Raw genomic sequence first — 13,134 nt, forward strand, 5'->3', positions numbered from 1 at the left:
TCCACGTCTCGCGGTCCTTGGCCCGGCCACGCGAGCCGTTGACCGCCTGCAGGTCGAAGAAGAAGCCCTGGATCATGTTCTTCGCCACCTGACCGGTGACCAGATCCAGGAAGTAGCGGCTCTCGATCTCGAGCGCGTTATCGACGTCGACCTGGGTCCCCTCGACGGCGGCGGCGAGGATGTTGCGCGGCGCCGGCAGGTTGGCGCCGCGCAGCTGCTTGCGCAGGTTCGACGCGAAGGCCGGCAGCGTCGCCGCCAGCTGCGGGCTGCTCGGCGTGCCACCGGGGATCTTGTAGCCCTTGACGTCCCACGGCTGCCGGACCGGCTCGCCGCCGCTCTGCGCCGCGACGAATCGCAACGCCGCCGGCAGCAGCTCGTCCGGGCTGGCGACCAGCTCGTCGACCAGCCCGATCTCCAGCGCCGCCGCCGGTCGGTGACGCTGGCCGTGGAGCAGGACCTTGGTCAGCGCGTCGGCGATCCCCAGCATCCGCACGGTCCGGACCACGCCACCGCCACCCGGCAGGATCCCCAGGCCGACCTCGGGCAGGCCGAGCTGGATCCGCGGGTCGTCGACGACGATCCGGCGATGGGTCGCCAGCGCGATCTCCAGCCCCCCGCCGAGCGCCGCGCCGGCGATCGCGGCGACCACCGGCAGGCCGAGCGTCTCGAGCCGCCGCAGGTCGCGCTTGGCGCCGCGGATGCTCTCGGCCAGCTCGAGCGCGCTCTCCTTGCTGGCCGCGCGCAGGTCGTTGAGGTCGCCGCCGGCGAAGAAGGTCCGCTTCGCCGACGTGATCACGACCCCGGCGATCCGGTCCCGCTCCGCCTCCAGCCGGTCGACAGTCGCCCGCATCGACGCCATGTAGTCGGCGTTCATCGTGTTCGTCGACTGGTTCGGGTCGTCCAGGACCAGGTTGACGATCCCGCCGTCGAGCTGCTCCCAGCGGATGGTGTTCGTGAACGTCATCTCGTTCTCGTTCCTCTCAGATGCGGAGAACCGTACAACTAGTGCGGACGTATTGTCCAGACCTAACGTCCGGCGACCGGGTCGAGGCGCGCTACAGCGGCAGGCGACTGATCTCGGCGGCCTCGGCCGGCGGCACGCCGAACTGGCGCAGCATCATCTCGGCGTGGGCCGAGTCGGCGCCAGCCGAGGCCCCGGTCGAGAGGACGGCACGGATCGTCGCGATCGCCCCGCCCCCCAGGACGGCCATGGCGACGTCGAGGTCGGGGACGAAGAGCCGGCCGCTCGCGAGCCCCGGCTCGAGCACCCGCCTGGCGAACGGCCCGACGGCCGCCAGGAACACGTCGTCGCTGTGCGCCAGGTTCACCAGCAGCCGTGCGAGCGGCGGGTCGTCGACGGCGATGCGGATGAACCGCCGGTCGCTCGCGCTCGCGGCGACCGCCGGATCCGGGTGCTCCGGCAGGTCGGCGACGGTCCGGACGGCGAGCCGCTCGAGGCTGTCCGAGACCACGGCCGCCACCAGGTCCTCGCGCGAGCCGAAGTGGTTGTAGAAGGACCCGCGCCCGACGCCGCCGGAGTCCGTCACGTCCGTGATCCGCAGTCGGCCGACGCCGTCGCGGGCGATGATCTCGCGCGCCGCCGCGATCATCCGCTCGCGAGGCCGCGCCGGAGACCCGGAGCGGGCACGAGCGGGCGGATCGGAAGCTGCGCTCACGGGCACGGACGATAGATCGAAGCCGCGCGGCGCGCAGCGGTCCGCCGGCCCCGCGTCCTGACCCGGGCCCGGACGAACCTCGGCGGCCCTTGACGCATCGACCACGTTCTGAATATATGTTCAGACCGTGGTCGCGCACCAGCACGGCGGTCGCCGACCAGCGGCGGGCGCCCGCGCGCCCGACGAACGACGAGGAGCAGAGATGGCCCGCAGGACCACGCCTCCCGACGACGTGATCGTCATCGGGGCAGGCCACAACGGACTGACCGCGGCGGCGTACCTCGCCCGCGCCGGCAGCCGCGTCACGGTGCTCGAGGCGCACCACGACATCGGCGGCATGCTCACCGACACCGTCCTCTTCCCGGAGTCCGCGCCGAGCCACGTCTTCAGCGAGGGCGGGATCCAGGCCTCGCTGCACCACACCACGACGATCGTCCGCGACCTCGAGCTCGAGCGCCACGGCCTGGTCCATCTGCCGGCGGACCCGTACCACGTGCACCTGGAGCCCGAGGGGGCATCGCTTGCGTTCTGGCACGACCCGCGGAGGACCGCCGACGAGATCCGCCGCTTCTCGCAGCGCGACGCCCGAGCCTTCCTGGAGTTCGCGCGGATGCTCGACGCCGCGATGGACCTCGCCCTGCCGTTCCTCAACGGCCACCCGACGCGACCGGACCTGCGGACGGCGCTCGGGACCCTGCCGCAGGCGCTGAAGCACCGCAAGGACCTGCCGGCGATCGTGCGTATGGGCCCGTCCGGCCACCAGGAGCTGATCGAGGAGTGGTTCGACCACCCGCTCGTGCGGGCCGCGCTGGCGGCGATGCCGCCGTTCTGCTGGATGACCCAGGACGGCAGCGGCTGGGCCCTGATCTACCTCGGGATCTGCCACCGGATCATGAACACCCGGATCCAGGGCGCGTCCGGCGCGCTCCCGCGAGCGCTCGCCCGCTCGCTGGAGTCCCACGGCGGGACGGTCCGGACCTCGGCGCGCGTGACGGAGCTGGTGGTCCGAGGCGGCCGGGTCACGGGCGTGCGCCTGGAGAGCGGCGAGGAGCTGGCCGCCGACGTCGTGATGGCCGCCTGCAGCCCGAAGGTCACGCTCAACCAGCTGCTCCCCAAGGGCACGCTGCCCGAGCACCTCGAGCGCCGGGCGTCGCTGATCCCGTCGACCAGCACCGGCGCCGCGAACCTCAAGATCGACGTCGCGCTCTCCGGCCAGCTCGACGTGCGCCGCCATAACGCGTGGCGCGAGGACGGGCTCGACCTGCGCCGCCCGGTGATCAGCTGGCACAGCTACGACGAGCACCTCGCCGCCTGGGACGAGGCCGTCGCGGGGCGCTGGCCGGACCCGATCCCCTACATCGGGATCGTGCCGACCGCGATCGATCCGACCCAGGCGCCGGAGGGCCAGGACACCCTCTGGATCTGGTCCGGGATCGTTCCGTCGAAGCCGGACGTCCCGTGGGAGGAGGTTCGCGACCAGATCGGGGACCGCGTGCTCGGCGAGGCGGCCGGCTACTACGAGGGCCTCGACCAGCTCGAGATCGACCGCCGCGTCTTCGGCGCCAGCGACCTGGAGAAGCGCTTCAACGTGCCCGACGGCAACGTCTACCACGTCGACCCGTTCATGCTCCGGCTCGGCCCCGCCCGTCCGGCACCGGGCTTCGGCTCCTACGACACGCCGGTCCCGGGGCTCTACCTGACCGGGGCCGGCACCCACCCGACCGGCGGCATCAGCGGCGGCCCCGGCAAGCTCGCCGCCGAGCGGCTGCTCAAGCTCTCGAGCCGGCGAAGGAGCCGCTGACCGGCGGCCGATCGCCCGCGGGAGGGGCTAGCGCCCCTCCCGCGCCATCGACGCGGTCAGGTACTTCGCGACGGCTTCTGCGCGGTTCGCCGCGTCCAGCTTGCGCAGGATCCGCGCGACGTTACCCTTGACCGAGTCCGGCGACAGGTGCAGCACCTCCGCGATCTCGCGGTTCGACCGGCCGCGCGTGAGCAGCTGCGCGATCTCGTGCTCTCGCGGCGACAGCAGCTTGGCCACCTCGCCGCCGGTCGGGCGGGCCGCGGAGTCCCCGAAGCGCGCGAAGATCGGACCGTGCCGGCCGTGCGAGGGGATCGACACCGGCGTCTCGGTCATCTCGCCGACGAGGCCGAGCACGGACCCCGAGAGGAAGCGCAGCTCCGACGTGAGCTCCTGCATCCGCGCCCGCAGGACGACCTGCTCCAGCGCGATCGCCGTAATCTGGGCGAATGCCTCGACGTTCGCGCGATCCTCCGCGACGACGTCGCCGGCGGGCCGGTCGGTGACGAGGATCGCGAGCGCAGAGCCGTCCTCGGGCGCGATCACCCCCAGCGCGTAGTGGTGCAGGCTCAGCGCTTCCGCCACGACGCTGCGCGGTGCGGACCGGCCCTGCCGCCCGCCGCCACGGAGGAGCGCGGACTCCTCGTTCCAGCCCCGGAGCGGGATCGGGTTCACCAGGACCGACCGCCGCAGCAGGTCGCTCGCCGGGTTCTCGAGCAGATCGACGCCGTCTGCGGTCAGGTAGTCGCCGCGAACCGTCAGCACCATCGCCCGCGTGAAGCCGCAGTGCTCGCAGGCGAGGGCGCAGGCCCGGGCGAGGAGCTCGCCGACGAGCGGGCAGGAGCGGAGGTCGCGGTGCGCCGCCAGCAGCATCTCGGCGCTCGTGCTCGTGGTCACGTGCGCGGCCCCGGAGCGTCCTCGGGGGTCATCGACAGCAGCGCTCGGACGGTCGGATCGTCCGACGCCTCGACCTCCTCCGGCGTGCCGCAGGCGATCACGGCTCCGCGGTCGACGAGCGTGAGGTGGCCGGCGATCGCCCGGGCGAGGGGAGCGTCGCGCGTAGCGACCAGGACCGTCCCGCCGTACTCCGCGTGGTGGTCGATCAGGAGGTCGGCCAGCAGCGTCGTCCGGACCGGGTCGAGACCCGCCTCGGGCTCGTCGAGGAGCAGCAGGCTCGGCTCCGCGATGGTCGCGCGCGCGTAGGCGGCGCGGACGTACCTCCAGTTGGACAGCTCGCGGGGCCGGCGCCCGGCGGCGTCAGCCAGTCCGAGCGAGCGCAGGTGCCGCTCGACGGTCCCGGGAACCTCGAGCGCGCTCACGTCGCTGCTCTGCGTGAGCGCGGCGGCGAGGTTCTCGGCGACCGTGAGGTGGTCGACCAGCGGGAGATGCTGCGGGACGACGCCGACGTCTCGCCGGATCGCCCGTAGCTCCGAGCGGCTCATGTCGGCGAGCGCCCGCCCACGGAGCAGCACCTGTCCGGTCTCGGGGGCGATCGCACCCGAGACGTGCCCCAGCAGCCGCGACTTGCCGCTGCCCGCAGCGCCGAGCAGGACCGAGACGACGCCCTCGGGCACGCGCAGGTCCGCGCCGCCGGAGGCGTCCGCCCGCCCGTCCGGACCGCCGAGCCCGCGGGTCTCGATCGAGAGCAGGTCCGCGCTCGGTCGCGGAGGTCGCACCGCTGGGGGGAGCCCCGTGAGCAGGAGCTCCGACTCGATCAGGTCCTGGTCGTCGGCCCCGACCGCGAGCAGGGCCCGCAGGACCGGCTCGACCTCGAGGAACCGCCGCACCGGGCCGCGGGCGACGACGGTGCCGCGAAGCAGCGCGCCGCCGATCGACAGCCGGCCGCAGGCGAACGCCAGGGCCTGGCCCCGGCCGAGGTCGATCTCGACCTCGCAGGGGCCCGACGCGGGCGACGCGACCGCGGGCGAGTGACCCAGGAGCAGCGAGACGCTCTCGCCCTCGGTCGCGAACGCGACGGACGTCCGCGCCGCTCCGAGCCTGGACGCCGCCCGGCTCCGCGCGGTCACGACCCGATCGAGGGCGTCGCGAAGCCGTCGGGCAACGGTGTCCGGCGGTTCGTCGTCGGCGTGCTGGGCTCGGTTCATCCTGCGTTCTGCGGTCGTGATCGATCTTCTAGGTCGCTCTGTCCTGACGATCTGCCTGGACAGAGTGCCGGAATCTCGCCATCCGTCCACCGGAAGACTAGGCCACGGACACCCGATCGGACACGCCTTGTACCCGATCGGGTCTTCCTGCGGCCAGGCCGATCTTGGGAGGGTGCTCGCCGTGGAGAGGCTCCCTCGCCGGTCGCGGCGGGGCGACGTCGGGGACGGCTTCACCGTCCCCTGCCACCAAGCAGCGTCGGAGCGCCCCGCCTTCGCCCGACGAGACCGACTCGAGAGTGACGAGCATGCGCACCCAGGCCCCCGAGACCGACCTCCTGATCCCCCTTCCGGCCGACGGCGAGACGTGGGATCCGCACACGGTGCACACGCACTTCCTCGGGTTCTCGGTCCCGGAGGCGCAGATCGGCGCCGTCGTCTACTTCCGCTATCAGCCGGCGTTTCCGCTGCTCGGTGGCGGGGTCGGCATCTACCAGGGCACGAGCAACGTCCGGCCGCTCGACGTCGAGCACCTGAACTGGTGGAACACGATGCCGTACTCGCAGTTCGAGGACGGCAGGCTCAGCGCGGCCAACGGCCTCACGCTCGAGGTGGTGGTCCCCGGGGAGGAGCTGCGGGTCCGGTACGAGAGCCGGGACGGCCGCACGAGCTTCGACGTCACCCAGCTCGGCGTGTCGCCGCTCGTGGCCCGTGGCTCGCTGATGCCGGCGCTCGAGGGCGGCACCGACCCCGCGCAGCTGCCCGGAGGCTCCGAGCAGTTCATGCACGTCACGGGCCGGCTCACCCTCAACGGCGAGCACCACGACGTCGACTGCGTCAGCATCCGCGACCGCTCGTGGCGTCAGCTCCGGCCAGAAGGCCAGGGGTTCGTCGACATGCCGCCGCTCGGCTGGACCCCCCTGCACTTCGGCGACGACCTCGCCCTCAACGCGTTCAGCTTCGAGCCGCCCCACACCGATCCCGCATGGGCCGGCCTGTTCGACGTTCCGGTCGACGGGCCCTTCCACCAAGGTCACCCGTACGTCATCCGCAACGGCGAGATCAGCCCGATCGCGCGCGTCGAGCGCAACGTGCTCGAGTACCACCCGCAGACGTTCCAGGCCGTGCGCCAGGAGCTGCTGACGGTCGAGGAGGACGGTCGCGAGCTGCGCTTCGAGGGCCGGGCCGTCGCCAGCGCTTCGCTCCCGATGTGGCACAACATCGCGTTCGTCGACAGCGTCTTCCGCTGGCAGGACGAGCTGGGCCGCGTCGCCCACAACAGCTACCAGGAGTGCTGGTTCGACACCTACCAGCGCGAGATCAAGAAGCGAGCCGACCGCCGCGTCGGCGCCTGACCCGGATCGAGGAGAGGAGAGAGACCATGGCCCTTGCCAACAAGATCACCGCCGCTGTCGCCCGCGAGCGTCTGACCGCCTGGCTCGAGACGCAGGACGGGATCAGCGACGTCGAGATCCCGGAGGTGCTCGTGCCGAGCGCCAACGGGCTCTCGAACGAGACGCTCATCTTCGACGCATCCTGGACCGAGGCCGGCGCCCGCTGCGAGCAGCGGCTGGTCGCGCGGGTCGAGCCGTCGGGCGAGAGCCTGGCCCCCGTGCACGACGTGGAATGGGAGGCCCGGCTGCTCCGCGCGCTCGCGGGGACCGGCCTGCCCGTTCCCGCGATCCGCTTCTTCGAAGCCGACGCCTCGTGGCTCGACGCGCCGTTCGTGGTGATGGACTGCCTGCCGGGCAAGCCGGTCCCCGACAGCCCGCCGTACTTCATCGGCGGGTGGGTCTTCGACCTGTCGCCGGAGGACCGCGCGACCGTCGCCGAGAACGCGATCGTCGCCGTGGCCCAGGTCTCCACGCTGGACCCGGACGACCTCGGCCTCGAGTTCGTCGACCGCGGCAAGCAGGGCGCGGACGCCCTCGATCGCGAGCTGGCGTACTTCGAGCGCTGGCTCGCGTGGGGGCGGGAGGACGACCACAACCCCGTGGTCGACGCCGCCGTCGCGTGGGTCAAGGCGAACCGCCCGACCGAACCGGAGGAGGTCGTCCTGAGTTGGGGCGACTCGCGGATCGGCAACGTGCTCTTCGCGGAGGACCTCTCGGTCAGCGGGCTCGTCGACTGGGAGTTCGCGTCGCTCGGCAGCCCCGAGCTGGACCTGGGCTGGTGGCTGTTCATCGAGCGCCACTTCACGGAGCCCCACGGCATCCAGATCCCGGAGGGGTGGCCGAACCGCGAGCAGACGATCGCCATCTGGGAGCGGCACGCCGGGCGGAAGGCTCGCAACGTCGCCTTCCACGAGGTCTTCGCCGGCCTGCGGTTCACCGTGATGATGGTGCGGGCGGTAGCGCTCGTGAAAGCCGCCGGCGCCGTCCCGCCCGACTCGTCGATGGCGCACAACAACCCGGGCACGCAGGTGCTGGCCCGGCTGATCGACGTCCCCGCCCCGACCGGCGCGACGTCCCATGTGATCAGCAACGACTGATCGCGACGTGACCTCGCCGGTCACGTCACAGGCGGTCGCGAGACCGCTCTTCGGCGCCGGCCACGGCGCCGGCCGGACCCTGCCGGATCGAGCGCGGGCGACCGCCCGCGCCGGTCGGGGTGCTCCTGCACGTCCCGAAACCCGTTCCGCGTCACTCAGCAACGAAGAGAGAATCCATGAAGCACCTCAACGGATCGCGCCGGTACCTGGTCGCGGCCACGCTCGCGACAGCGTCGATCGCCATGGTCGGCTGCGGCAGCGACGACGACTCGAAGACGAGCGCCAGCACCGGCGCGGCGTCCGCGCTCGGAAGCCCGCGGGCCGCGACCGGCAGCGAGGTCACGATCGGGTACGTCAGCAGCGGGAAGGGCGCCGCCACCGACACCTCGAGCGAGATCGCGGCATCGAAGGCCGCCGTGGAGTACCTCAACGCGTACAAGGGCGGCATCGGCGGCCACAAGATCAAGCTCGAGGTGTGCGAGGACAAGTTCACCCCCGCGGGGGCCGCCTCGTGCGCCAACCAGATGCTCCGTGACGAGGTGCCCGTCGTGCTCCTCGGCGCCTCGGGTCAGGGCGGCGTGGTCCGCGAGCGCCTCGCCGGCAAGGGCCCGGCCGTCATCAGCGACCAGGCGATCGACGCGTCGGCCTTCGCCCCGACGCCCGGCAACTTCATCCTGACCAACGCCGTCTCCGCCGCGTTCGCGATCCCCGCCCAGACCGACAAGGCCAAGGGCATCGACCACGCCGCCTACATCGTCAACGACGTCCCAGCCGCGACCGAGGGCGTCAACACCGTCGGCAAGGGCTACTTCGCCGCGGCGGGGGTGAAGCTCGACGTCGTCCCGGTCCCGGTCGGCACCGCCGACGTCACCCCGCAGATCCAGTCCGCGATCAGCAAGGGGGCCAAGGCGTTCCACGTCGTGGGCGAGTCGAATCTCTGCACCGCGGCGTTCAAGGCGCTCCAGGGCCTGAACTTCACCGGGCCGATCACCGGCATCACGCAGTGCTTCCCGGGGACCCCAGGCGAGGGGCTGCCGAAGGGCGCCGCGGGACTGACGCTCGAGGCCACCGGCGCGTCGTTCCGTCCGAAGGAGGGCGACGCGGCGATGACGCGGGACTTCGACCTCTTCGACGCGGTGATGGACAAGTACGCGTCGGGCGAGACCAAGGCAGGGCTGGCGCCCCTCGGCTACCGCGTGACGATGGCGCTGGGCACCGTGCTCGAGAAGGAGACCGGTGACCTGACCGGCGCGTCCGTCACCAAGGCGTTCACGTCGATGTCGACCACCCGCCTCCCGCTCGGCGCCGGGCTCAGCTTCAACTGCAACGGCAAGGCGTTCGCGCTCGGGAAGCCGTTCTGCACCGCCGACGGCCTCGAGGCGCCGCTCGACGCGGACGGCTCGATCACCAAGTACGAGCCGGTCAAGGTCGCCCTGCGGCTCCCGGCCGCCGGCTGACGCTGATCCAGGCGCAGGACACGACGAGGAAGCCATGAGCGAGCACGTGCAGTTCCTGCTGCTGGGTCTGGCCAACGGCGGCGTGTACGCCGCATTGGCGCTGGCACTCGTCGTGACGTTCCGGAGCTCCGGCGTCCTGAACGTCGCGACGGGGGCGCTCGCGCTCCTGTCGGCGTACTTCTACGCCTACCTGCGACAGGGCGAGCTGCTGCTGTTGCTCCCCGGCCTGCCGAGGTCGCTGGACCTCGGCTCCGAGATCGGGACCTGGCCGGCGGCGATCCTCGCGGTCGCGGGCGCGTCGCTGCTGGGACTGGTGCTGTACCTGCTCGTCTTCCGGCCGCTGCGCAACGCCCTGCCGGTCGCCCGCACCGTCGCCTCGGTCGGCGTGATGGTGCTGCTGACCGGCCTGCTGGTCCAGCGGGTCGGCAGCACGTCGGTCATCGTCGAGTCCGTCTTCCCGCAGGACGCGCTCGACCTCGGTGGCGGGATCACCGTCGGCGCGGACCGCGTGCTGTTCGTGGCGGCGATCGCGGCGGTCGCCGCAGCGCTCGCCGCGGTCTACCGCTTCACCCGCTTCGGCCTCGCGACGCGGGCCGCAGCGGAGACCGAGCGGGGCGCGTACGTGAGCGGCGTCTCGCCGGACCGGATCGCGGCGCTGAACTGGATGATCAGCGGCGCCGTCGCCGGCGTCGCGGGCATCCTGATCGCACCGATCGTCCCGCTCGTGCCGATCTCCTACACGCTGTTCGTCGTGCCCGCGCTGGCCGCCGCCCTGCTGGCCCGCTTCCAGTTCCTCGCGGTCGCGGTCGGCGCCGGGGTCGCGATCGGGATGCTGCAGTCGGAGGCGACGTTCCTCTCGACGACCCACGACTGGCTTCCGTCCTCGGGCCTCGCCGAGCTGATCTCGCTGGTGCTGATCCTCGGGGCGCTCGTGCTCCGGTCCGGCGGGCTGCCGGCGCGCGGAACGGTCGCCAAGCAGTCGCTGGGCCGCGCGCCGATGCCCAGGAGGCCGGGACTCCCGGCGCTCGGCGCCCTCGCCGTCGGCGCCGCCGCGATCGTGGCGCTCCAGGGCGACTGGCGCGCGGGCCTCGTGACGAGCCTGATCTTCGGCGTGATCACGCTGTCGCTCGTCGTCGTGTCGGGCTACGCCGGCCAGATCTCGCTCGCGCAACTCACGATCGCCGGCGTCGCCGGGTTCCTGCTCGGCCCGTTGGCCGGGAGCTGGGGCATCCCGTTCCCGCTGGCACCCCTGCTCGCGGCGGTGGGGGCAGGGGTGCTCGGGGTGCTCGTCGGCCTGCCCGCCCTCCGCACCCGCGGGCTCTCGGTCGCCGTGGTGACCCTTGCGCTTGCGGTCGCGGTCGAGGCGCTGTGGTTCCGCAACTCGGACCTCGTCGAGGGCGGCGGCGTCGCGATCGACCCCCCGAGCATCCTCGGGCTCGACCTGGCCGCCGGGACCGGCGCCGCCTACCCGCGCCTGGGCTTCAGCCTGCTGGCGCTGCTGGTGCTCGCCGGCGTCGCCCTCGGGGTGACCATGCTCCGCCGCAGCGTCCTCGGCTCGCGGATGCTGGCGGTCCGCGCCAACGAGCGCTCGGCGGCCGCCGCCGGCGTCGACGTCGTGCGGACCAAGATCCTCGCCTTCGGCATCGCCGCCTTCGTCGCGGGGATCGGCGGAGCGCTGTACGCCTACCAGTTGACGAATGTCACCTATGACGCCTTCAACGTCTTCACCGGGCTCAGCCTGTTCGCCACGGCCTACCTGGCCGGGATCACGTCGGTCTCCGGTGGGATCCTCGGTGGCCTGCTCGCGGCGAACGGCATCGTCTTCGTGGCGCTCGACCGGTGGGTCGGCCTCGGTAGCTGGTTCGAGGTCGCCCTCGGCGCCGCGCTGGTCCTGACGGTGATCCTCAACCCCGAGGGCGTGGTCGGGCCGGTCCACGCGCGGATCGCCCGCCGGCGACGCCGGCCCGCGGGACTCCCGGGACTCCCGAGCCGGACGCTGGCATCCAGCGGCCGGCCCGAGGCCGCGGCGGCGCCGCGCGGTCCGGAGAGCGCGCGCGCCGCCACCAGCGCGTCGGCGATCGGGGGGCCGGCGCTCCGCGTCGAGGGGCTGACCGTCCGCTACGGCGGCGTGACCGCGGTCGACGACGTCTCGTTCGTCGTCCCGCGCGGCCGGATCGTGGGCCTGATCGGCCCCAACGGAGCGGGCAAGACGACGCTCATCGACGCGATCAGCGGCTTCGTCCCCGCGGACGGCACGACGACGCTCGGGAGCCGGGCGATGACGAACCTGGCGCCCCACCAGCGCGTGCGCGCCGGGCTGGGCCGCACCTTCCAGGCCAGGGAGCTCTACGACGACCTCAGCGTGCGCGAGAACGTCCGGGTCGCGATGTCGCCCACGACCGGGCGCGCAGGAGTCGCGGACGCCGGGGACGCCGTCGATGCGGTCCTGGCGAGCGTCGGCCTGGCGGCGCACTCGGCCACGCCCGCCGGCGAGCTGTCCCAGGGGGAGCGCCAGCTCGTGTCCATCGCCCGGAGCCTGCTCGGACGACCCGACGTGCTGCTCCTCGACGAGCCCGCGGGCGGGCTTGACAGCGAGGAGAGCGCCTGGCTCGGCGAGCGCCTGCGGGCGGTGCGCGACGGCGGCGTGAGCATCGTGATGGTCGAGCACGACATGGGCCTCGTGCTCAGTCTCTGCGACGAGATCGTGGTGCTGAACTTCGGGTCGGTCCTGGCGATCGGGACGCCCGAGGAGATCCGGGCCGACCGCTCGGTCGCCGCGGCCTACCTCGGATCCACCCATGCCGCGGCGACGGAGGAGCTCGCATGAGCGATGGCTTGAAGCTGGACGCGCTGGTCGCCGGTCACGGGTCGGTGACGGCGCTGCGGTCGGTCGACCTGGATCTGGCGCCCGGGACGGTGACGGCGGTCCTCTGTCCCAACGGCGCCGGGAAGACGACGATGCTCGAGACGGTCGCAGGTCTGCTCCCGCGGCTCGGCGGCGACGTGGCGGTCCGCGGCCGGTCGCTGCCGACCGGGCGCCCCGCCGCCGCGCGCGCCCGCGGGGTGGTGCTCGTCCCGGACGATCGGGCGCTGTTCACGACCTTGTCCGTCCGGGAGAACCTCGCCGTGGCGCGTGCCAGGAGCGGCCCGGAGCCCGAGGCGATGCTCGAGTACTTCCCGGCGCTGGAGAAGCGCTGGACGGTCTCGGCGGGCGTGCTCTCCGGCGGGGAGCAGCAGATGCTGGCGGTCGCGCGCGCCCTGATCCAGGAGCCCCGGGTGCTGCTGGTCGACGAGATGAGCATGGGGCTCGCCCCGGTGATCGTCGAGGAGCTGCTGCCGATCGTGCGCCGGGTGGCGACCGACACCGGAGCCGTTGTCGTGCTCGTCGAGCAGCACGTGCGGCTGGCGCTGGAGGTCGCCGACGAGGCCGTCGTCCTGGCCCACGGCGACGTGGTCCTCAGCGGGTCGGCCGCCGACCTCGCCGCCGACCCCGGACGGCTCGAGGCGGCGTATCTCGGTGGACGGGCCGAGACGTGACCGGCCGTCATCCCGCACCGCCCCTGCCCTCGCGCCCCCGCCCCGTCGCCGCCATCCCCGCTTCGGGGACCCC

10 protein-coding genes are annotated in these 13,134 nt (G+C 72.9%); 6 read left to right on the forward strand and 4 right to left on the reverse strand.

Going from position 1 to position 13,134, the window contains the following annotated elements:
• Positions 1 to 964: enoyl-CoA hydratase-related protein (locus PAI11_RS13105; protein WP_040600194.1), on the reverse strand; the 964-nt coding region annotated here is incomplete at its 3' end.
• Between the two features lie 91 nt (positions 965 to 1,055).
• Entirely contained in the window at positions 1,056 to 1,676 is a 621-nt protein-coding gene (locus tag PAI11_RS13110) for a TetR/AcrR family transcriptional regulator (RefSeq protein ID WP_138974296.1), read from the reverse strand.
• Between the two features lie 202 nt (positions 1,677 to 1,878).
• Between PAI11_RS13110 and PAI11_RS13115 the strand changes: the two genes are divergently transcribed.
• On the forward strand, positions 1,879 to 3,477 hold the full coding sequence (locus tag PAI11_RS13115; RefSeq protein WP_040600196.1) for a phytoene desaturase family protein: 1,599 nt from the start codon (positions 1,879 to 1,881) through the stop codon (positions 3,475 to 3,477).
• Positions 3,478 to 3,504: 27 nt separating this feature from the next.
• On the opposite strand, the gene PAI11_RS13120 is transcribed toward PAI11_RS13115, so the two are convergent.
• Both PAI11_RS13120 and PAI11_RS24425 read right to left on the reverse strand, forming a co-directional pair.
• Complete coding sequence (locus PAI11_RS13120) at positions 3,505 to 4,371, reverse strand: helix-turn-helix transcriptional regulator (RefSeq protein ID WP_040600197.1); 867 nt, start codon at positions 4,369 to 4,371, stop codon at positions 3,505 to 3,507.
• On the reverse strand, positions 4,368 to 5,501 hold the full coding sequence (locus PAI11_RS24425; protein WP_138974297.1) for an ATP-binding cassette domain-containing protein: 1,134 nt from the start codon (positions 5,499 to 5,501) through the stop codon (positions 4,368 to 4,370). Before PAI11_RS24425 ends, PAI11_RS13120 begins: the two co-directional genes overlap by 4 nt.
• A gap of 383 nt (positions 5,502 to 5,884) precedes the next feature.
• Between PAI11_RS24425 and PAI11_RS13130 the strand changes: the two genes are divergently transcribed.
• The 5 genes from PAI11_RS13130 to PAI11_RS13150 all read left to right on the forward strand — a co-directional run bounded on the left by PAI11_RS13130 (position 5,885) and on the right by PAI11_RS13150 (position 13,061).
• Positions 5,885 to 6,931 carry a DUF7064 domain-containing protein gene (locus PAI11_RS13130; protein ID WP_040600198.1) on the forward strand — a complete coding sequence of 349 codons (1,047 nt, stop codon included), beginning with the start codon at positions 5,885 to 5,887 and terminating at the stop codon, positions 6,929 to 6,931.
• A gap of 26 nt (positions 6,932 to 6,957) precedes the next feature.
• Positions 6,958 to 8,067, forward strand: coding sequence for a phosphotransferase family protein (locus PAI11_RS13135; RefSeq protein WP_007575475.1), 1,110 nt, complete (start codon positions 6,958 to 6,960; stop codon positions 8,065 to 8,067).
• Positions 8,068 to 8,243: 176 nt separating this feature from the next.
• Positions 8,244 to 9,524 (forward strand): ABC transporter substrate-binding protein, encoded by a 1,281-nt coding sequence (locus PAI11_RS13140; protein WP_007575477.1) that lies wholly within the window; start codon positions 8,244 to 8,246, stop codon positions 9,522 to 9,524.
• 34 nt (positions 9,525 to 9,558) lie between these two features.
• Entirely contained in the window at positions 9,559 to 12,351 is a 2,793-nt protein-coding gene (locus tag PAI11_RS13145) for a branched-chain amino acid ABC transporter permease/ATP-binding protein (protein ID WP_007575480.1), read from the forward strand.
• Complete coding sequence (locus tag PAI11_RS13150; protein WP_007575482.1) at positions 12,348 to 13,061, forward strand: ABC transporter ATP-binding protein; 714 nt, start codon at positions 12,348 to 12,350, stop codon at positions 13,059 to 13,061. The genes PAI11_RS13145 and PAI11_RS13150 overlap by 4 nt, the downstream gene beginning before the upstream one ends.
• Positions 13,062 to 13,134: the final 73 nt, after the last annotated feature.

Origin of the sequence: Patulibacter medicamentivorans (genome assembly GCF_000240225.1) — a bacterium.
Taxonomy (GTDB): domain Bacteria; phylum Actinomycetota; class Thermoleophilia; order Solirubrobacterales; family Solirubrobacteraceae; genus Patulibacter; species Patulibacter medicamentivorans.